This window comes from Geomonas propionica (genome assembly GCF_016458235.1).
In the GTDB taxonomy this organism is placed as follows: domain Bacteria; phylum Desulfobacterota; class Desulfuromonadia; order Geobacterales; family Geobacteraceae; genus Geomonas; species Geomonas propionica.
Genome location: NZ_JAEMHK010000005.1, coordinates 176,755 through 195,659 on the forward strand (window position 1 = coordinate 176,755; position 18,905 = coordinate 195,659).

The following is an 18,905-nucleotide window of genomic DNA, read 5'->3' on the forward strand; positions in this document are numbered from 1 at the left end:
GCGGCTCCGGCTCATGAGCCGGGCGCAGCACGTCACCTCTCTGCATGAGCCAGCAAGGGGCGTTGCCGATGGGAAGGGCGCTGGGCGAATGATTATTCGCCCCTACAATTAATGAGCAATAGACGGCAAAAGGGCCGTGGAAGGGGATACTACGAAACGTTCAGCTTTGTTGGTCAGGGATGAGGAATTCGGTTTTTCTGAAGGCAGCAACGTACAGGGAGTGGATATGAAGAAAATCTATGTTCTTGATACAAATGTACTTCTGTACGACCCGCAGGCTCTCACCAAGTTTGAAGACAACGCCATCATCATTCCCATCACGGTTATCGAGGAGATCGACCGGTTCAAGAAGGACATGAACGAGACCGGCCGCAACGCGCGCCAGGTATCCCGGCTCATGGACGCCTTCCGCAAGGAGGGTTCGCTGTCGCAGGGACTCGCCCTGGAGAGCGGCGGCACCTTGAAGATCGAGATCTACGAGGAAAAGGTGATGAAGCGGCTCCCGCCTGAGCTGCGTGAGGAAAGGGGCGACAACCGCATCCTGGCGGTGGCCGTGGACCTCATGGAATCCCAGAAAGAGATGCCGGTCATCCTAGTCACCAAGGACACCAACCTGCGCATCAAGGCCGATGCCCTCGGGCTCGCGGCCCAGGATTACGAATCCGACAAGGTCGCCATCGACGACCTCTACTCGGGCTGCGCCACGCTCGAGGCCGGGGCGGACGTCATCGACCGCTTCTACAGCCAGGGTTGGTTGGAGATGGACAACGGCTACCTGCCCAACCAGTACCTGCTCCTCAACGAAGCGGGCAACCCCTCGCACAGCGCGATTGGGCGTTTCGACCATGTCTCCCGCAGGATGGTGCCGCTCAGCAAGGTGGACAAGGAAGGTGTTTGGAGCCTGTTCCCGAGGAACCTGGAGCAGTCCCTGGCGCTGGACGCCCTCTTGGACGACAACATCAAGATCGTGACCCTGGTGGGGAAGGCCGGCACCGGCAAAACGCTCCTCGCCATCGCGGCCGGCCTGCAAAAGACCGCGGAAGAGAACGTCTACAACCGCCTGCTGGTTTCGCGCCCGGTGTTCCCGATGGGACGCGACCTAGGCTTTCTCCCCGGCGACATCGAGGAAAAGCTCTCCCCCTGGATGCAGCCGATCTTCGACAACGTCGAGCTCCTTCTGAGCGGGCATGAAGGGGAGAAACGCCACAGCAAGGGGTACAAGGAGCTGATGGCGATGGGGATTCTCGAGATCGAGCCGCTCACCTACATCAGGGGGCGCTCCATCCCGAACCAGTACATGATCGTCGACGAGGCGCAGAACCTGACCCCGCACGAAATCAAGACCATCGTTACCCGTGCCGGCGAGGGGACCAAGATCATCCTGACCGGTGACCCGTACCAGATCGACAACCCTTACGTGGACGCAGAAAGCAACGGCCTCACTTACGTGGTCGAGCGCCTGAAAGAGCAGAGCATCTCCGCCCATGTCACCATGACCAAGGGGGAACGCAGCGACTTGGCCGAACTGGCCGCGAACCTGCTGTAACGACGCCAAAACCTTACAACGGGAGAAAAAAGGGGGCACGCTGCTGGTGCCCTCTCTATTTTTTTATGCTTTTACTTGCGCTGGAATCTTCATGTGACGAAACCGCGGCGGCGGTGGTGAAAGACGGCAGGACCGTCCTCTCCAGCATCGTGGCAAGCCAGATCAGCACCCATGCCGAGTACGGCGGGGTGGTGCCCGAGATCGCCTCGCGGCAGCACCTGGAGGCGGTCTCCATCGTGGTGGAACAGGCGCTCCAGGAAGCAGGGTTGGGGATCACCGACATCGAGGGCGTGGCCGTAACCCAGGGCCCGGGCTTGGCCGGTGCGCTTCTGGTCGGGGTCTCCGCCGCCAAGGGGCTCTCCTTTGGCAGAAACATCCCGCTGGTCGGGGTGAACCACATCGAGGGGCACCTCCTGGCCGTTTTCCTGGAGCGGCCGGTGGAGTTCCCCTTTATCGCCCTGGCGGTCTCCGGGGGGCACTCGCACTTGTACCGGGTCGACGGCATCGGCCGTTATAAGACGCTCGGGCAGACCGTCGACGACGCCGCCGGCGAGGCCTTCGACAAGGTGGCCAAGCTGATCGGTCTACCTTACCCCGGGGGCGTGGCCATCGACCGTCTCGCCACTAGCGGCGATCCGCAGGCCATCAAGTTCCCGCGCCCGCTCTTGCACGACGGCACCTTCAACTTCAGCTTTTCGGGGCTTAAGACGGCGGTGCTCACCCACGTGGGCAAGCACCCGGAGGCGAAAGGGGCGGGCATCAACGATCTCGCTGCCTCCTTCCAGGCCGCGGTCTGCGAGGTGCTCACCAAGAAGACGGCGGCGGCAGTCGCCGAGACCGGTATCAAGCGGCTGGTGGTGGCTGGTGGGGTCGCCTGCAACAGCGGCCTGCGCCGCTCCATGGCCCAGTACGCCGAGGCGAACGGTGTGGAACTCTCCATCCCGTCGCCGAAACTCTGCGCCGACAACGCGGCCATGATCGCGGTTCCCGGCGACTTCTATCTTGAGGCCGGGTACCGAAGCGGTTTCGACCTGGATGCGCTCCCGGTCTGGCCGCTGGATAAGCTTGCGGCACGTTTCCAGGGAGGGAAGTGATGGAGAAAAAGATCAAGGCCAAAAAGGAGTTCGGCCAGAACTTCCTGGTGGATGACAACGTGCTGAACCGCATCGTTTCCTGCGTGGCGCCTACCAGCGACGACTGCATTCTCGAGGTGGGGCCTGGGCGGGGTGCGCTGTCCCGGCTCCTGGTGGCCTCGGGCGCGCGCTTCGTTGCGGTCGAGTGGGACCGCGAGCTGATCCCGGTCCTGCACGCCGAGTTCGCAGGCAACGACCGCGTCGAGATCGGCCACGGCGATATCCTCAGGGTGGACCTGCACCAGATCCTCACTACGCGCGCTCCCGGGCGGAAGTGGAAGGTGGCGGCCAACCTCCCCTACAACATCTCCTCCCAGGTGCTCTTCAAGTTCATGGAGCACTGCGACCTCTTCGAATCCCTGGTACTCATGCTGCAGAAAGAGGTGGGGGACCGCTTGACCGCCCCTCCCGCCTGTAAGGAGTACGGCGCCCTCACCGTGCTGCTCAGGCTGCACTTCGACATCCGCCGTGAGTTCATCGTCAAGCCCGGCTCCTTCCGCCCCGTCCCCAAGGTCGACTCCGCCGTGCTCAGCTTTACACCGCTTGCCGCGCCGCGGGCCGAAGTGGGGGACGAGGAACTGTTTCGGCGCCTGGTGAAGGGGGCCTTCAACCAGCGCAGGAAGACACTCTTGAATTCGCTGCGCTCCTCCGGCTTCGATGACGGAGACGGCTCGCTTTCCGCCGCGCTCTCTCGCTGCGGCATCGATGGACTGCGGCGCGGGGAAACCCTGGCGCTGGAAGAGTTCGCGGCGCTATCCAGGGACTTGTGCTCCGGGAAAACTCTGGCATAAACACACATGAGTATGCTATATAAGAACGCTAATTTTTTATCATCGGAGGAGTGCGCCTCATGAAAGTATGCGTGATCGGTTCTGGATACGTCGGCCTCGTTGCCGGCACCTGCTTCGCCGAGAGCGGTAATGACGTCATCTGCGTGGACGTCGACGAGGCCAAGATCGAAGGTCTCAAGCGCGGCGTGATTCCCATCTACGAGCCAGGATTGAAGGAAATGGTGCTCAAAAACGGCGAGGAGGGACGCCTCAAGTTCACCACCGACCTGGACGCGGCCGTCAAGGAATCCCTGGTCTGCTTCATCGCCGTTGGTACCCCGCCGGGCGCGGACGGCTCCGCCGACCTGCAGTACGTCCTCTCCGTGGCCCGCAACATCGGCTGCGCCATGGAAAGCTTCAAGATCATCGTGGACAAATCCACCGTCCCCGTGGGGACTGCGGACAAGGTGCGCACAGCGGTGAAGGAAGAGCTCGATGCACGCGGCGTGCACATCGAGTTCGACGTGGTCTCCAACCCCGAGTTCCTCAAGGAAGGGGCGGCGATCGACGACTTCATGAAACCCGACCGCGTCGTGATCGGCACCGACAACGTGCGGACCGCGGAAATAATGAAAGAGCTGTACTCCGCCTTCATGCGCAAGTCCAACCGCTTGCTGGTCATGGACATCAGAAGCGCCGAGATGACCAAGTACGCGGCCAACGCCATGCTGGCGACCCGCATCACCTTCATGAACCAGATCGCCAACCTCTGCGAGGTGATGGGTGCCGACGTGATGGCCGTGCGCGAGGGGATCGGTTCCGATTCCCGCATCGGCTATGACTTCCTCTTCCCTGGCGTCGGCTACGGCGGCTCCTGCTTCCCGAAGGACGTCAAGGCGCTCGTTAGGACTGCCGACGAGTGCAGCTACGACTTTATACTGCTGAAGGCGGTGGAGGCTGCGAACGAGCGGCAAAAGCGCATCCTCTCCGACAAGCTGGAGCGCCGCCTGGGGGAGGGTGGGGACAAGCCGCTGGCCGGCAAGAGCATCGCCGTGTGGGGTCTTTCCTTCAAGCCCCGCACCGACGACATGAGGGAGGCTCCCTCGCTCACCATCATTAACCGGCTCCTTGAGCTGGGCGCGACGGTGCGGGCCCACGATCCCGAGGCTCTCAACGAGGCGAAGAAGCATTTCGGCGAGCGGATCGGTTACCACATGAACCCTTACGAGCCGCTCAAGGGTGCCGACGCCCTGGTCATAATCACCGAGTGGAACGAGTACCGCAACCCCGATTTCGACCGGATCAAGACGCTCCTGGTCAACCCGCTCATCTTCGACGGCAGGAACCTGTACCAGCCCGGGCGCATGCGCGAGATCGGCTACGAGTACCACCCGATCGGTAGAAACGGCGCTGCAGTCTGCGAGATGGAATAACGACTAACTGCTGTTCTACGTTATATGTTCTAGGTTCTACGTTTCTTAAACCGTGGGCATTGCAGTGGGGGCGACCTCGGTGGGCCTGGCGGTGGCAGTTAACATAGAACGTAGAACATAGAACGTAGAACGGTTTTTACCTTCCGAGGTTTCAATGCGCATTTTGGTCACCGGCGGCGCCGGTTTCATCGGCTCACATCTTTGCGAGAGGCTGTTGAAGGAGGGGCACGACGTCATCTGCCTCGACAACTTCTTCACGGGTAGCAAACGCAATATCGCACACATGCTGGACCACCGCGGCTTCGAGCTGATCCGCCACGACGTCACCGAGCCCATCCTCCTCGAGGTGGACCGGATCTACAACCTGGCCTGTCCCGCTTCGCCGATCCACTACCAGTACAACCCGGTCAAGACCACCAAGACCAGCGTGATGGGCGCCATCAACATGCTGGGGATCGCCAAGAGGGTGAGGGCCAGGATCCTGCAGGCCTCGACCTCGGAGGTGTACGGGGACCCGCAGGTGCACCCGCAGACGGAGGCGTACTGGGGCAACGTCAACACCCTGGGGCTGAGAAGCTGCTACGACGAGGGGAAACGCGTCGCCGAGACCCTGATGATGGACTACCATCGTCAGAACCACGTGGACGTCAGAATCATCAGGATCTTCAATACCTACGGCCCCAAGATGGCGGAGAACGACGGCCGCGTGGTCTCCAACTTCATCCTGCAGGCCCTCAAGGGAGAGGACATCACCGTCTACGGCGAAGGGGAACAGACCCGTTCTTTCTGCTTCGTCTCCGACCTCGTGGAAGGGATGATGCGCATGATGGAGACTCCGGGCTTTACCGGCCCGGTCAACCTAGGCAATCCGGCCGAGACCACGATCCTGGAATTCGCCAAGAAGATCATCGACCTCACCGGGTCCACCTCGCGCATCGTCTACCGCCCCCTGCCTGCGGATGACCCCAAACAGAGGCAGCCCGATATCACGCTCGCCAAGCAGATGCTCGGCTGGGAGCCAAAGGTGAGCGTGGACGACGGGCTCAGGCAAACCATCGACTATTTCCGCTCCGTCCTCACCTCGGCATAGGAACGCATGCAGAAACGATTCTTTCTAGTACCGGCAGCGGTCATCATCTTCATTCTCTGCTTCACCGTCTTCGGTGACCGGGGGCTGCTGCGCATCAACCATCTGCACCGCGATCTGGACGAGACGCAGAAACGGCTGAACGAGCTGAAAGAGGAAAACGACCAATTGAAGCGGGAGATTGCCGCCCTGCAGTCGGACCGGCGCTACCTGGAGAGCATCGCCCGCCGCGACTTCGGCCTGGTGCGCGGCAATGAGGTGATCTACCAGTTCACGCCCGGCGCCGGGAAGCCCGCTGCGGCCAACACCGAGGCGGAAGCTGGGGCGCAAGGTGCTGGGACCGCCGCCCCCACAACCCAGGGAGGAGCGACTGCGCCAGCGGCGGCACGCCCTGCCCAACCGGTGCGACCCGCGGCGCGTTCCGGTAAGTAACGTATGAGGGAAAAAGTATGACTCAGGCTGGAAAGCAACATTGCGTGGTCTGCGCCTGGCGCGAACACTGTTCCAAGAAATTCTGCGTGCCCGACGGCGGCGCCCACTGCCCGGACTTCACACGCGACGTGACCATAAAACCCGTGCCCGACGCGGAAAAGGATAAGGAAAGGGAGGAGAAGATATGAAGGAGCAGCTGCGCGCATGCATCCTGAAGGGAATCGAGGGGTGTTTCGCCGACGGCACGCTCACCTCTGGTGTGGTCCCGGCCATCAACGTTGAGAAGCCGGCGCACGCCGAGCACGGAGATTTCGCCACCAACGTCGCCATGCAGATGGCGAAGCAGGAGCGCAAGGCGCCTCGCGCCGTCGCCGAGGCCTTGGTCAAGAAGCTCGCCGAGGCGTCGGATCTGATCCAGTCCGTCGAGATCGCCGGCCCCGGTTTCATCAATTTCTTCGTTAAAGACGCCGCCTGGAGGGAGATCCTCACGGTGATCGACCGCGCCGGCGACCAGTACGGCAAGAGCACGGTCGGCGCCGGCAAGAAGGTGCAGGTCGAATTCGTCAGCGCCAACCCCACCGGGCCGCTGCACATAGGCCACGGCCGCGGTGCCGCCACCGGTGATGCCGTCGCTTCGCTCCTCTCCGCCGCCGGCTTCGACGTGCAGCGCGAGTATTACATCAACGACGCCGGCAACCAGATGAACACCCTCGGGCTTTCCGGCCTGTTGCGCTACAAGGAACTCTTGGGCGAGAAGATAGATTTCCCGGAGAACTGCTACCAGGGCGACTACATCAAGGACATCGCGCGCGACGCCATCACCAAGCACGGCGACCGCTTCCTCAAGGCTCCCCAGGAAGAAGGGGTTGCCTTCTTCGCCAAAATGGGCGGCGACCTGATCCTGAAGGGGATCGACGACGACCTGCAGGACTTCGGCATCCGCTTCGACAACTGGTTCTCCGAGCAGTCCCTCTTCGACGACGGCAAGGTCACCTCGGCCATCGCCGAGATGCAGGAGAAGGGGCACATCTACGAGCAGGAAGGCGCGCTCTGGTTCAAGACCACGGCCTTCGGCGACGACAAGGATCGCGTCGTGGTGAGAAGTAACGGCGTCACCACCTACTTCGCCTCCGACATTGCCTATCACCGCGACAAGTACGCCCGCGGCTTCGACTGGGTCATCGACGTCTGGGGCGCCGACCACCACGGTTACGTGCCCAGGCTGAAGAGCGTGGTGCAGGGGCTGGGGCGCCAAGCGGACGACCTCGGCATCATCCTGGTGCAGCTGGTCTCGCTTCTGCGCGCCGGCCAGCCGGTGGCCATGTCCACCAGGAGCGGTGAGTTCGTGACCCTGAAGGAAGTCGTGGACGAGGTCGGCCGCGACTCCGCCCGCTTCTTCTTCCTGATGCGCCGCTCCGACAGCCAGCTCGACTTCGACCTGGAGCTTGCCAAACGCCAGAGTAACGACAACCCGGTCTACTACGTGCAGTACGCCCACGCCAGGATCAGGAGCATCTTCGAAACCGCCCGGGAGCGCGGCGTGGAGCCGAATTTCCAGAACGTGCGCCTGGAACTTCTGGAGAGCGCCGACGACATGAGCCTCATCAAGAAGCTCTCCCTCTACCCGGAAATCCTGGAAGGGGCCGCGGTGAACTTCGAGCCGCACCGGATTACCTACTATCTGCAGGAGTTGGCCGGCGAGTTCCACAGCTTCTACAACAAGAGCAGGGTGATCACGCCGGAGGAGCCCGAGCTTACCCAGGCCCGCCTGTTCCTCCTGCACTGCGTGGCGGTTACGCTGAAGAACGCGCTGACCGTGCTCGGGATATCGGCTCCGGAGAGGATGTAGGAGGAGCGCATGCGGCTTGACTACAGCGAGAAAATTAAGGCGGTCCGGGAGAGCGCCGAGCGCCCCAAACCCGTGCAGAAGAACCGCCCGCGCCGCGAGCCGATCGGCACCTTTGCCGTGGTTGGGCTGTTGCTGCTCGCCTTGGGGTACGGCGCCGGAGTGCTGACCGGATGGTTTCTCTTCAAGGGGAAGATCGATCCGAAGGCCCTCGCCGCGGCGCAGGCCGCCGCCCAGCCCAAGGCCCAGGCCGCACCCGCCCCGCAGGCTGCGACGCCCGCTCAGCCCGGCCAGCCGGGCCAGCCCGCCCCCGAGGTTCCGCTCACCTTTTACAAGACCCTTCCCTCGGGTGGCAAGGGGGCCATGGGGAGCGGCATGAACACCAAGCTTCCCGAGGTGCAGTCCAAGACGGCAGCTCCGGCACCGGGTGCCACAGCAGCGCCTGCAGTGGTGCCGTCGCCGGCCAAGCCGCCCGCCGCCGCCCCCGCCAAGGCCCCCGAGGCCAAAGTGGAGAAAGCAGGCGACAAGGGGGCGGACGCCGCAGCAGACAAGACCGCCGCCGAGAAACAAGGTGGCGAGGCGCGTTACCTGGTGCAGGTGGCTTCCTACAAAGACAAGAAGGAGGCCGACGCGGTGCGGACCAAGTTGGTCGCCAAGGGGGTAGCCGCCTACCTCGTGGAATCGAAGCTGCAGGACAAGGGCGTCTGGTACCGGATCAGGGTAGGGCGGCACCTCTCCAGGCCAGAGGCGCAGCAGTTGGCCGCAAAGGTGGGGAGCGGGGCGACGGTGGTCGCGGAATAGCTTTTCCGCCCCAGGTGGTTTTTTTTCTCCCCGAGCTGCAGTTCATCCCGGGATGGGGAGTTCGCAATGGAAAAACGCAAAAAACTGGGCGAAATATTCGTCGAGAACGGGTTACTTTCCGAGAAAACCGTCGAGCGCATGCTGACGGTGTCCAAGAAGTTCGGCAAGCGCTTCGGCACAGTGCTGGAGGACCTGGAGCTGGTCACCGGCGAGGAACTGGCCCAGGCTCTGGCCACACAGTACGGCTGCCGTGTCGCCAGCAACTTTGCCGGCTACAGCTTCTCACCGCAACTGCTGAGGACCATCTCGGTCGACGTTGCCATGCAGAACCACATTTTCCCGCTCAAGCTGGACGAGAAAAGACTGGCACTCGCCATGGCCGATCCTACCGAAACCCGGATCGTGCGCAACATCTCGGCCAACCTCGGGCTGACTATCACTCCCTTCATCGCCACCAGGAAGGAGATCTACGCCGCCATCTGCAAGAACTATCTGCAGAAGGAGGTCTCCAGCGCGGCCGCACACACGGTGCTGGTGGTCGAGGACGACAAGCTGATCGCAACAATGTTCGGCGACTTCCTCGGGCGGGAGGGGTTCCGGGTCATCCATGCCGCGGACGGATTGGAGGCCTATAAGGCCGTCCTGACCGAGAAGCCGCACGTGGTGCTTACCGACCTGATGATGCCTAAGTTGGACGGTTTCGGGCTTTTCGACGCCTTGCGCAGCGTGCCGGATTTCAACGCGACACCGGTGATACTGATCACCAGTTCGCTGCAACCGGAGGACGAGGTGAAGGCCTTCGAGAAGGGGTTCTTCGATTTCATCGAAAAGCCGGTGCGGGAGGAAACCCTGATCACCAGGGTCAAGAGGGCGCTGCAGTTCAGGGAGCGCAAGTACCAGCTCAATTAAGCGGTCGCACCGCAAACTGACCAGGACCACGCACCCTCCAGCCCCGTCGGGCGCTGGAGGTATTTATTTGAGGAAGCCACATGTGCGCCATACAGACCGTTAAGTGCCCGCACTGCCGCAAGGAAGCCCCTTTGGCCGGTAACCCGTACCGACCCTTCTGCTCGGAGAGATGCAAGATGATCGACCTCGGCACATGGGCCAGCGAAGGATACCGGATCCCAGGCGAAAAGGCACCGCAGCACGACGACAACAATGAGGACGACGAGTAGCTGATCGCTTCGCCCAACTCTTAAGACACATCATTTTATTGCAGCATGCAATGATCAAAGCAGCAAAGGAGCCTTTCATGTCAGAAGTACGTCTCCGTTTCGCCCCGAGTCCGACCGGCTACCTTCACGTTGGAGGGGCGCGCACGGCGCTTTTCAACTGGCTTTTGGCCAGGAAGCAGCACGGCACCTTCGTGCTCAGGATCGAGGATACCGACGTGACCCGATCCACCCAGGAATCGGTCGACGCCATCTTCGAAGGAATGAAGTGGCTGGGGCTGGACTGGGACGAGGGGCCCTTCTTCCAGTCCGACTACTTCCCGGTGTACAAGGAGTACATCGATAAGTTGGTCGCCGAAGGTAAGGCGTACAAGTGCTACTGCAGCGTCGAGGAGCTTGAGGCGAAGCGCGAGAAGGCGCTCGCGGAAGGGGGCAAGCCGAAGTACGACGGCACCTGCCGCGACCTGCCGCCCCAGGAGGATGACGGCCGCCCCTACGTGATCCGTTTCAAGACCCCCAAGGAAGGGGCCACCACCTGGAACGACCTGATCAAGGGGAAGATCTCCTTCGAGAACGATGAACTGGACGACCTGATCATCCAGCGCACCGACGGCACCCCGACCTACAACTTCGTCGTCGTCATCGACGACGTTACCATGAAGATGACTACCGTGATCCGCGGCGACGACCACGTCAACAACACTCCGCGCCAGATCCTGATCTACCAGGCGCTCGGTGCGCCGGTGCCGGTCTTCGCCCACGTCCCCATGATTCTTGGCGCCGACAAGGCCCGCCTCTCCAAGCGTCACGGCGCCACCTCGGTCATGGCCTACCGTGACATGGGCTTCCTCCCCGAGGCGATGGTCAACTACCTGGTGCGCCTGGGGTGGAGCTGCGGCGACGAGGAGATCTTCTCGCTGCAGGACCTGATCGAGAAATTCTCCATCGAGAACGTCGGGCGCTCCGCCGGCGTCTTCAACCCGGACAAGCTCCTGTGGTTGAACGCCCACTACATCAAGACCGGCGACCCGGTGCGCCTGGCCGACCTCCTGCTCCCTTTCTTGAAGGAGCGCGGCGTCGATCCTTCCCAGGGGGGACCGGACTTGGTTGCCGTGATCAAGACCCTGCAGGAGCGGGCCAAGACCATGCTGGAACTTGCCGATGGGGCGTTGTTCTACTATCGCGACGAGCTCTCCTACGACGAGCAGGGGGTGGCGAAGGCGTACAACGCCGACACCCCGGCGCTCCTTACCGCGCTGGTCGAGAAGCTGGCTGCGTTGCCTGCGCTGGACCAGGCGCACATCGAGCAGGCCTTCAAGGATCTCATGGCTGAGAAGGGAATCAAGCTCGGGCAGGTCGGACCGGCCGTGCGTCTCGCTCTCTCCGGGACCACCGCGTCACCGGGTATCTACGAGATGATCGAGGTACTCGGCCTGGAACAGACCAGGAAGCGCATCGAGCGCGCCATCGCCACCCTGGCCAAGTAGCTGCAGTAAGTGCAGATTGAAAAAGAAAAGGAGGGCGCCCGGGGGCGCCCTCCTTTTTCATTGCTTGGCTGCAAAAAATGAGGCCTGCAGCGGACGAGCCGGCTGCAGGCCATGGCATTACATGATTCTTTTCGTGCGGTTACTGATTAGGCCGGGGAGATTGCGGACACCGGGCAGGTGTCGACGCAAGCGCCGCAGTCGATGCAGGTATCCGCAGCGATGGTCCTCTTGCTGCCAGCCTCGCTGATAGCGTTGACCGGGCAGGAATCGTCGCAGGCGCCGCAGTTGATGCATTCGTCGCTGATGTTATGTGCCAAAGTATTCACCTCCTCTACCTGGAGTTAAAAGTTGCCCCGAAAACTAGCACAGCGCTCGCCAAAAGTCCACTATAAAGCTGTAGACAATAAACTCCTAATCGGGAGAAAAATCTTGAACTGTGAGCCACTCTACGGTATATATAAAAAAAGGTTTTATTTACGTGTTATTTGCTCAATGAGGATATGCCTTGCTTCACTGGGCAAACTTCAGTCACGGGGGACGCTAATCGATGGATATTCTGGCACTTAACTGCGGAAGTTCTTCTGTAAAATACCAGTTGTTTGACTGGGATAAAAAAGTGGTTGTCGCGAAGGGTATGGTTGAGCGCGTGGTTATCGGCGACTCTTTCATCCTCCATGAAGTACCGGGGCGCGAGACCTACCGGGAAGACTCCGACTGCCCGGATCACAAGACCGCAGTTGACCTGATCCTGAGAACCCTGACCTCCCCGAACCACGGCGTCCTTAAAGACATCAAGCAGATAGCTGCGGTCGGTCACCGTGTCGTGCACGGCGGCGAGAAATTCACCAAGTCCGTGCTCATCGACGACGAGGTGCTGGCGGCGGTCACCGAGGTGCAGCACCTGGCGCCATTGCACAACCCGCCCAACATCGCCGGCATCGAAGGCGCCATGGCAGTTCTTCCCGGCGTTCCCCAGATCGCCATTTTTGACACCGCGTTTCATCAGACCATGCCGGAGCATGCCTACCTGTACCCGCTTCCCTACGAGTGGTACGAAAAGTACGGTGTGCGCCGCTACGGCTTCCATGGCACCTCGCACCTCTACGTCTCCAAGCGCATCGCCGCCATCCTGGGCAAGCCCGCCAACCAGTGCAACGTCATCACCATGCACATCGGCAACGGCGTCTCCCACTGTGCCATCAAAAACGGGGTCTCGGTCGACACCAGCATGGGGCTTACCCCGCTGGAAGGCGCCATGATGGGTACCCGCTGCGGCGACATCGACCCGGCCATCCCCGCTTTCATGATGCAGAAGGAGAACCTTTCCGCCAAGGAGATCGACTCCATCCTGAACAAGAAGAGCGGCGTCATCGGCATCACGGGGCGCTTCACCGACCGCCGCGACGTCATCGAGAACGCTAACGGCGGCGACCGTCTCTGCTCGCTGGCGCTGGACATCGAGGCGTACCGTCTCAAGAAGTACATCGGCACCTACATGGCCGTGGTGGGGAGGCTGGATGCGGTCGTCTTCACCGCCGGGGTAGGGGAGATGGGGGCGCCGATCCGTGAGCGCGCCATCGCCGGGCTCGAGCACCTGGGCATCATCCTCGACAAGGAACGCAACGCCTCGGCCATGACCAGGAAGCGCGAGACGCTGATCACCACCGACGACAGCCCGGTCAAGGTGTACGTCATCCCCACCGACGAGGAACTCGTGTTCACCGAGGACGTGGCCGCCATCCTGGATGGCAGCTACACCGACCATATGAACTTCACCTACAGCTTCTCCAGGCCCGATTTTGTCAGGAAGTGAGGCAAGGCGAGGGTAAGATAGCAAAAAGGCCGGCGGGGCAACCCCGTCGGCCTTTCTTGTTTTTAAAACTGCGTAGTACCAGTCGCCGCCTAGCCCTGTGCCTGCACGGCGGTGATGGCGGTGACGTCGACGATGTCCTGCACCGAGCAGCCGCGGGAGAGGTCGTTGACCGGCTTGGCGAGACCCTGGATCACCGGGCCGATGGCCTTGGCGCCGGCCAGACGCTCGACCAGCTTATAGGCGATGTTGCCGGCATCGAGGGTCGGGAACACGAGCACATTGGCCTTGCCGGCCACGCCGCTGTCCGGTGCCTTTTTGGCGCCGACCGCGGGAATCAGGGCTGCGTCCGCCTGCAGTTCGCCGTCGATGGAGAGCTCGGGATCCATACCCTTGGCGATTTCCAGCGCCTTCAGCACCTTGTCCGCATCGGTATGGCTCGCGCTTCCCTTGGTGGAGAAGGAGAGCATGGCGACGCGGGCCGGGACGTCGAGGAAGGACTTGCAGTTGCGCGCCGTGGCGACGGCGATTTCGGCCAGGGCCTGCGCGTCCGGGTTGGGGTTTACCGCGCAGTCGGCGAAGAGGATGACGCCGTTCTCGCCGAAGTTCGGGGTTTGCGTCGCCATCAGGAAGAAGGAGGAAACGGTCTTGATGCCGGGTGCGGGACCGACGGTCTGGAAGGCGGCGCGCAGCACGTCGCCGGTGGTGCCGGTGGCGCCGGCCACCTCGCCGTCGGCGTCACCCTCGCGTACCATCATTCCCGCGAAGTAGAGGTTGTCCTGCGCGGTCAGCATCTCCTTGGCCTGCTGCGGGGTGAGCCCCTTGGACTTCCTCAGTTCCACGAGCTTCGCGACGTAAGCGTCGAGCTTGGGCGAAGTGGCGGGGTCTACCAGTTCCACGCCGGCCAGGTTGATTCCCTTGGCGGCGGCCGCAGCCTGGATCGCGTCCGGCTTGCCCAGAAGCACGATTTTGGCCAAACCTTGTTCCACGATCTGCTGGGAGGCGAAGAGCATCCTCTCGTCGTAGCTCTCCGGCAATACCACCGTCTTGAGTTTCGATTTCGCCTTCTCGTGAATCTGCTTAATCAACGGCATGAGCGTTCCTCCGTAATTGAATTATAAAACCGCGTTAGTTATATAACCCAGCAGGCAGGATCGGTCAATAAAAAAGCCGCCTTGGCGGTCAGCGGGGGAGCGGCGTGCCGCACTCCTCGGGGTCTCCCTGGAGTTTGGCTACCGCGTGCGGCACGGCAGCCCAGACGAAGCCGATGTTCTCGGTGGCGCCCTTCGGGCTCCCGGGGAGGTTGATGATGAGTGCGTTCTTGCGGATGCCGGCGACCGCCCGGGAGATGATGGCGTGCGGGGTCTTCTTGAGGCTTTCCATGCGCATCACCTCGCCGAAGCCGGGGAGCAGGCGCTCCACGACGCGCTCGGTGGCCTCAGGGGTGACGTCACGCGGGGAGACGCCGGTGCCGCCGGTGGTGAGGATGAGGTCGTAGAGTCCGCTGTCGGCCCATTCCACGAGCTTGGCCGAGATGAGGGCCCCTTCGTCGGGGATGACGTCGGTGCAGGCGACGGTGACGCCGCGCTCCTCGAGCCAGGCCCGAAGCGCCGGGCCGCTGCCGTCGGCACGCTCTCCGGTGGAACAGCGGTCGCTGAGGGTGAGAATGGCTGCTCGCATGTGGTGTTTCTCCTTTAGTCTTCGCGCTTGAAGACGCCGCTCTTGCCGCCTTCCTTGTAGTGCAGCTTCACGTCGGAGATGACGATGCCCTTGTCGGTCCCCTTGCACATGTCGTACACGGTGAGCGCGGCCACGGTGGCGGCCGTCATGGCTTCCATCTCCACGCCGGTGCGCTCGAAAGCGCGCACGGTTGCCATGACGCCGATGGTCCCCTTCGCCTCGTCCACTGCGAACTCGATGGCCACGTGGTGGATGGCGAGCGGGTGGGAGAGGGGGATCAGATCGGGGGTCTTCTTGGCGCCGGCGATGCCGGAGAGCCGCGCCACGCCGAGAACGTCCCCCTTGGCCATTTTGCCGGCAACTATGGAATGTACCGTTTCCGGCTTCAGGGTCAGTATGGCGCCGGCTATGGCGGTGCGCATGGTGGGGGTCTTCTGGCTTACATCGACCATGATGGCGTTGCCGCTGGCGTCGAAGTGGTTGAACGACATATTAAACCTCCATTTCCAAGGTGGGATCGAGCAGGTGCAGATCTACTTCCGCGCCGGCGGCGAACTCGGTCGCCTCGGCCGGCAGGATGGCAAGGGCGTTGCAGCGCAGCATGGTCTTCAGTATGCCTGTGTTCTGGTCGCCCGAGGTGCTGGCGACAAAGCGCCCCCCCTCGATGGAGACGTGAACGCGCAGGAAGTTCACCTTGCCCACTTTCTTGCGTGCCCCTTCCTTGAGGACCCCGCGCACGGTGCGCCGGAACACCTTCTCGTGCCCCATCATGCGCAGTATCGCCGGGCGGGCGAACTCCTCGAAGGTGATCATGGTGGAAACCGGGTTGCCGGGAAGGGAGAAGACCGGGACGTTGCCTTTCATGCCGAAGGCTGTGGGGCCGCCGGGCTTGATGCCGGGCTTCCAGAACTGTTCCACCACGCCGAGCTCCGCCAGGATTTCGCGCACCAGGTCGCGGTCGCCGGCGGAGACCCCGGCCGAGGTGATCAGGACGTCGGCCTTCAGCCCCTCGGAGAGAAGCGCCCGGTGGCTGTCCCTGTCGTCGCGGGCGATGCCGAGGATAACCGGCTCGGCGCCGCAGAGCTTGACGGCGGTGGCAAGGGCCAGGGTGTTGCTGTTGACGATCTGGCTTTCCTTGGGCTCGGTGCCGATCTCGACCAGTTCGTCGCCGGTGGAGAGGATGGCGACCCGAACCCTGCGGTAAACCGGCACCAGGACCGACGAGAATGAGGCCAGCAGGCTCACCTGGGGTGCACCGATCAGCGTTCCCCTGGTCATGATCACCTCGCCGCCGCGTACGTCCTCGCCCTGGAAACGGATATGGTCGTGCTTTTTCACCTGTTGCAGCAGCTTCACGGTCTCCGCCGTGTTCTCGGTCTCCTCGATGGGGACGACCGCATCGGCGCCGGGGGGGATGGGTGCGCCGGTCATGATCCGCGCGGCGCACCCAGGCGTCACCGCGTCATCGGAGCTAACACCGGCGGGGATGTAGTCGGTGACCTTGAGCACGGTGCCCGGCGCGCAGTCGGCGCTTCTGACGGCGAAGCCGTCCATGGCGGAGTTGTTCCAGCGCGGCATGTCCTTGGGCGCCACGTAGTCCTCGGCCAGCACCCGTCCGGGCGCTTCCAGCAACAGCACCCTTTCCACGCCGGCGGGCGCGACCTTGTCGATGACCATGCGTCTGGCTTGCTCGTAGTTCGTCATCTCTTCCTCTTTGTTCTTGGTAATGGCAATAACGAAAAAGGGCCCGACTCCCTGAAGGAAGAGGGGCCCGTGCGCTCGTGCGTCGGTGCTTCTCCTTTCCAAGAGGGAGGCGGTGCCGTTTCCGGCAGCACCCATCGGCCGCGGTGCCCTGGGGAGTTTCCCTTTAGACGGCCGCCGCTCGGAGATGTTCTGCATATTTTCCCAAAGGCATAGCATATTTGCCGGGAAATAAACAATTATTTTAGCTTAAGGGTGGCCGCCGCCGCTGCCCTGGTGGTATCGCAACGCCGCGTGATGCCGTTGGTTTCACTGGTGAACCCGTTACGACAGGTTGCTGTATACTTTCTTCGATTCTCTGTGGCTGGTTTCGTGACTGGCTCATTAAAGTGGTTGATTTCCCTTTGACAAACAAGGTATGGTTTTTAGCGTGCCCTTTTAACCCACAGCAAAGAACGTGAGCCGGGGGCACCTGCCGCTCGACGTTTGGCGGTTCAACCACCTGTAATCAGGAAATATTATGTCATTGATTGATACCTACGGCAGGCGCATCAACTACCTGCGCCTCTCGGTTACCGACCGCTGCAACATGCGCTGCAGCTACTGCATGCCGGAAGAGGGCGTCGAGAAGCTGAGCCACTGCGAGATGCTCTCCTACGAGGATCTGCTCCGGATCTCCGCCGAAGCGGTCGCCGCCGGGATAGAGAAGATCCGCGTCACCGGGGGGGAGCCGCTGGTGCGCAAAGGGATCGTCGAGTTCCTGGCGCGCCTGGCCGCACTGCCGGGCTTGAAGGAGCTGGTGCTGACCACCAACGGCCTGCTGCTCAAGGAGATGGCACAGGGGCTCAAGGAGGCCGGAGTGCAGAGGCTCAACGTGAGCCTCGACTCGTTGAAACCCGAAACCTTTGCCGCCATCACCCGCGGCGGAGAGCTGCAGCGTGTTTTAGACGGACTCGACGAAGCGGAGCGGGTCGGTTTTCCGCCGCACAAAATCAACGTGGTGGTGATGCGCGGGGTGAACGATGACGAGATCCTCGATTTCGCAGCTCTGACCCTGAAGCGTCCCTACGCGGTGCGTTTCATCGAGTACATGCCCACCAGCGGCGACGCGGACTGGCGCGATCTCACGGTACCGGGTGCCGAGATCAGGGAGCGCATCGCCCGCGTGTACACCATCGAGGAGAGCACCAACAGCGAGCGCTCCGGTCCGTCCAAGAACTTTCAAATCCAGGGTGCTCCTGGGTCGCTGGGCATCATTACCGCCATGACCGGGCACTTCTGCGACGGCTGCAATCGCCTGCGGGTGACCGCCTCCGGGGTGGCCAAGGGATGCTTGTTCTCCGGCGCGGGCGTGGACCTGAAACCGGTCTTGGCGACCGGTGACGACGAACTGTTAGGCAAGGAAATCCGGCGTATCGTGGCGGCCAAACCGGGGCGGCACGAGGTCACCGACGAAGGTGTTGAAACCAAACCATTCGCCATGTCCCGCGTAGGCGGGTAAGGCAGAAGGAGAAGGCATGATCGGAAAGATAATCGCCGTCAATATCAGCAAGAACAAAGGGGAGAGGAAGACCCCGGTACCCGAGGTCACTCTGCGCGAGGAGCACGGCATCGTCGGCGACGGCCATGCCGGCGACTGGCACCGCCAGGTGAGCCTGTTGGCCCAAGAGAGCATTGCCAAGATGCAGGCGCTCGGGCTGGATGTGAAAGAAGGGGATTTCGCCGAGAACATCACCACTGAAGGGGTGGACCTGGTGAGCCTCCCCATCGGGGCCAAGATCGAGTTGGGCGAGACCCTCCTCGAAGTGACCCAGATCGGCAAGGAATGCCATACCCGCTGCGCCATCTACTACCAGGCCGGCGACTGCGTCATGCCCAAGGAAGGGATCTTCGCCCGGGTGCTCAGGGGCGGGGTGGTGCGGCCGGGGGACAAGGTCGTCGTGTAGTTGGGCCGACTGCCGGGGGCGTGTGCGCTTTTGGTGGGGACATGGACCCAGTAGACCT

Annotated in this window: 20 protein-coding genes and 1 riboswitch; of the genes, 15 read left to right on the top strand and 5 right to left on the bottom strand. The window is 62.2% G+C overall.

Annotated features, from left to right (window positions below):
* The first annotated feature begins 226 nt into the window (after positions 1-226).
* From JFN90_RS08770 to gltX, 12 genes are all read left to right on the top strand, one after another.
* Complete coding sequence (locus tag JFN90_RS08770) at positions 227-1,546, top strand: PhoH family protein (protein WP_199394735.1); 1,320 nt, start codon at positions 227-229, stop codon at positions 1,544-1,546.
* Positions 1,547-1,611: 65 nt separating this feature from the next.
* Positions 1,612-2,640 carry a tRNA (adenosine(37)-N6)-threonylcarbamoyltransferase complex transferase subunit TsaD gene (gene tsaD / locus JFN90_RS08775; protein WP_199394736.1) on the top strand — a complete coding sequence of 343 codons (1,029 nt, stop codon included), beginning with the start codon at positions 1,612-1,614 and terminating at the stop codon, positions 2,638-2,640.
* Positions 2,640-3,470, top strand: coding sequence for a 16S rRNA (adenine(1518)-N(6)/adenine(1519)-N(6))-dimethyltransferase RsmA (gene rsmA, locus JFN90_RS08780; protein ID WP_215906738.1), 831 nt, complete (start codon positions 2,640-2,642; stop codon positions 3,468-3,470). The genes tsaD and rsmA overlap by 1 nt, the downstream gene beginning before the upstream one ends.
* A 59-nt stretch (positions 3,471-3,529) precedes the next feature.
* Positions 3,530-4,882: a UDP-glucose dehydrogenase family protein gene (locus JFN90_RS08785; protein WP_199394738.1), complete on the top strand. Its 1,353-nt coding sequence runs from the start codon at positions 3,530-3,532 to the stop codon at positions 4,880-4,882.
* 154 nt (positions 4,883-5,036) lie between these two features.
* On the top strand, positions 5,037-5,972 hold the full coding sequence (locus tag JFN90_RS08790; protein WP_199394739.1) for a UDP-glucuronic acid decarboxylase family protein: 936 nt from the start codon (positions 5,037-5,039) through the stop codon (positions 5,970-5,972).
* A gap of 6 nt (positions 5,973-5,978) precedes the next feature.
* A complete protein-coding gene (locus JFN90_RS08795; RefSeq protein ID WP_199394740.1) occupies positions 5,979-6,401 on the top strand; it encodes an FtsB family cell division protein in 423 nt (140 codons plus the stop codon).
* 17 nt (positions 6,402-6,418) lie between these two features.
* Positions 6,419-6,589, top strand: coding sequence for a hypothetical protein (locus tag JFN90_RS08800; RefSeq protein ID WP_199394741.1), 171 nt, complete (start codon positions 6,419-6,421; stop codon positions 6,587-6,589).
* A complete protein-coding gene (gene argS, locus JFN90_RS08805; protein ID WP_199394742.1) occupies positions 6,586-8,250 on the top strand; it encodes an arginine--tRNA ligase in 1,665 nt (554 codons plus the stop codon). The genes JFN90_RS08800 and argS overlap by 4 nt, the downstream gene beginning before the upstream one ends.
* Before the next feature lie 9 nt (positions 8,251-8,259).
* The gene (locus JFN90_RS08810; RefSeq protein WP_199394743.1) at positions 8,260-9,048 is read left to right on the top strand and encodes an SPOR domain-containing protein; all 789 of its coding nucleotides are present in this window, start codon (positions 8,260-8,262) and stop codon (positions 9,046-9,048) included.
* A 66-nt stretch (positions 9,049-9,114) separates the two neighbouring features.
* Positions 9,115-9,957 carry a response regulator gene (locus tag JFN90_RS08815; protein WP_199394744.1) on the top strand — a complete coding sequence of 281 codons (843 nt, stop codon included), beginning with the start codon at positions 9,115-9,117 and terminating at the stop codon, positions 9,955-9,957.
* 80 nt (positions 9,958-10,037) lie between these two features.
* The gene (locus JFN90_RS08820) at positions 10,038-10,226 is read left to right on the top strand and encodes a DNA gyrase inhibitor YacG (protein WP_199394745.1); all 189 of its coding nucleotides are present in this window, start codon (positions 10,038-10,040) and stop codon (positions 10,224-10,226) included.
* A 77-nt stretch (positions 10,227-10,303) separates the two neighbouring features.
* Positions 10,304-11,710, top strand: coding sequence for a glutamate--tRNA ligase (gene gltX, locus JFN90_RS08825; RefSeq protein ID WP_199394746.1), 1,407 nt, complete (start codon positions 10,304-10,306; stop codon positions 11,708-11,710).
* A gap of 146 nt (positions 11,711-11,856) precedes the next feature.
* Here gltX and JFN90_RS08830 read toward each other — a convergent pair whose 3' ends face one another.
* Complete coding sequence (locus JFN90_RS08830) at positions 11,857-12,027, bottom strand: DUF362 domain-containing protein (RefSeq protein WP_199394747.1); 171 nt, start codon at positions 12,025-12,027, stop codon at positions 11,857-11,859.
* A gap of 230 nt (positions 12,028-12,257) precedes the next feature.
* On the opposite strand from JFN90_RS08830, the gene JFN90_RS08835 reads away from it, so the two are divergent.
* Positions 12,258-13,523 (top strand): acetate kinase, encoded by a 1,266-nt coding sequence (locus JFN90_RS08835; RefSeq protein WP_199394748.1) that lies wholly within the window; start codon positions 12,258-12,260, stop codon positions 13,521-13,523.
* Between the two features lie 89 nt (positions 13,524-13,612).
* On the opposite strand, the gene pta is transcribed toward JFN90_RS08835, so the two are convergent.
* From pta to JFN90_RS08855, 4 genes are all read right to left on the bottom strand, one after another.
* On the bottom strand, positions 13,613-14,614 hold the full coding sequence (gene pta / locus JFN90_RS08840) for a phosphate acetyltransferase (RefSeq protein WP_199394749.1): 1,002 nt from the start codon (positions 14,612-14,614) through the stop codon (positions 13,613-13,615).
* Positions 14,615-14,702: 88 nt separating this feature from the next.
* Positions 14,703-15,200 carry a molybdopterin adenylyltransferase gene (mog, locus tag JFN90_RS08845; RefSeq protein WP_199394750.1) on the bottom strand — a complete coding sequence of 166 codons (498 nt, stop codon included), beginning with the start codon at positions 15,198-15,200 and terminating at the stop codon, positions 14,703-14,705.
* 14 nt (positions 15,201-15,214) lie between these two features.
* Entirely contained in the window at positions 15,215-15,691 is a 477-nt protein-coding gene (moaC, locus tag JFN90_RS08850) for a cyclic pyranopterin monophosphate synthase MoaC (RefSeq protein ID WP_199394751.1), read from the bottom strand.
* A gap of 1 nt (position 15,692) precedes the next feature.
* A complete protein-coding gene (locus tag JFN90_RS08855) occupies positions 15,693-16,904 on the bottom strand; it encodes a molybdopterin molybdotransferase MoeA (RefSeq protein ID WP_199394752.1) in 1,212 nt (403 codons plus the stop codon).
* Between the two features lie 74 nt (positions 16,905-16,978).
* Positions 16,979-17,100, bottom strand: a riboswitch (molybdenum cofactor riboswitch).
* 321 nt (positions 17,101-17,421) lie between these two features.
* Here JFN90_RS08855 and moaA point away from each other — a divergent pair.
* Together moaA and JFN90_RS08865 are read left to right on the top strand one after the other, a co-directional pair.
* Entirely contained in the window at positions 17,422-18,402 is a 981-nt protein-coding gene (gene moaA / locus JFN90_RS08860) for a GTP 3',8-cyclase MoaA (protein ID WP_199394753.1), read from the top strand.
* 16 nt (positions 18,403-18,418) lie between these two features.
* Positions 18,419-18,847: an MOSC domain-containing protein gene (locus JFN90_RS08865; RefSeq protein ID WP_199394754.1), complete on the top strand. Its 429-nt coding sequence runs from the start codon at positions 18,419-18,421 to the stop codon at positions 18,845-18,847.
* Positions 18,848-18,905: the final 58 nt, after the last annotated feature.

Bases quoted from the DNA above. Each gene is read 5' to 3' on its own strand.
- JFN90_RS08770 (WP_199394735.1), top strand. From the start codon at position 227: ATGAAGAAAATCTATGTTCTTGATACAAATGTACTTCTGTACGACCCG.
- tsaD (WP_199394736.1), top strand. From the start codon at position 1,612: ATGCTTTTACTTGCGCTGGAATCTTCATGTGACGAAACCGCGGCGGCG.
- rsmA (WP_215906738.1), top strand. From the start codon at position 2,640: ATGGAGAAAAAGATCAAGGCCAAAAAGGAGTTCGGCCAGAACTTCCTG.
- JFN90_RS08785 (WP_199394738.1), top strand. From the start codon at position 3,530: ATGAAAGTATGCGTGATCGGTTCTGGATACGTCGGCCTCGTTGCCGGC.
- JFN90_RS08790 (WP_199394739.1), top strand. From the start codon at position 5,037: ATGCGCATTTTGGTCACCGGCGGCGCCGGTTTCATCGGCTCACATCTT.
- JFN90_RS08795 (WP_199394740.1), top strand. From the start codon at position 5,979: ATGCAGAAACGATTCTTTCTAGTACCGGCAGCGGTCATCATCTTCATT.
- JFN90_RS08800 (WP_199394741.1), top strand. From the start codon at position 6,419: ATGACTCAGGCTGGAAAGCAACATTGCGTGGTCTGCGCCTGGCGCGAA.
- argS (WP_199394742.1), top strand. From the start codon at position 6,586: ATGAAGGAGCAGCTGCGCGCATGCATCCTGAAGGGAATCGAGGGGTGT.
- JFN90_RS08810 (WP_199394743.1), top strand. From the start codon at position 8,260: ATGCGGCTTGACTACAGCGAGAAAATTAAGGCGGTCCGGGAGAGCGCC.
- JFN90_RS08815 (WP_199394744.1), top strand. From the start codon at position 9,115: ATGGAAAAACGCAAAAAACTGGGCGAAATATTCGTCGAGAACGGGTTA.
- JFN90_RS08820 (WP_199394745.1), top strand. From the start codon at position 10,038: ATGTGCGCCATACAGACCGTTAAGTGCCCGCACTGCCGCAAGGAAGCC.
- gltX (WP_199394746.1), top strand. From the start codon at position 10,304: ATGTCAGAAGTACGTCTCCGTTTCGCCCCGAGTCCGACCGGCTACCTT.
- JFN90_RS08835 (WP_199394748.1), top strand. From the start codon at position 12,258: ATGGATATTCTGGCACTTAACTGCGGAAGTTCTTCTGTAAAATACCAG.
- pta (WP_199394749.1), bottom strand. From the start codon at position 14,614: ATGCCGTTGATTAAGCAGATTCACGAGAAGGCGAAATCGAAACTCAAG.
- mog (WP_199394750.1), bottom strand. From the start codon at position 15,200: ATGCGAGCAGCCATTCTCACCCTCAGCGACCGCTGTTCCACCGGAGAG.
- moaC (WP_199394751.1), bottom strand. From the start codon at position 15,691: ATGTCGTTCAACCACTTCGACGCCAGCGGCAACGCCATCATGGTCGAT.
- JFN90_RS08855 (WP_199394752.1), bottom strand. From the start codon at position 16,904: ATGACGAACTACGAGCAAGCCAGACGCATGGTCATCGACAAGGTCGCG.
- moaA (WP_199394753.1), top strand. From the start codon at position 17,422: ATGTCATTGATTGATACCTACGGCAGGCGCATCAACTACCTGCGCCTC.
- JFN90_RS08865 (WP_199394754.1), top strand. From the start codon at position 18,419: ATGATCGGAAAGATAATCGCCGTCAATATCAGCAAGAACAAAGGGGAG.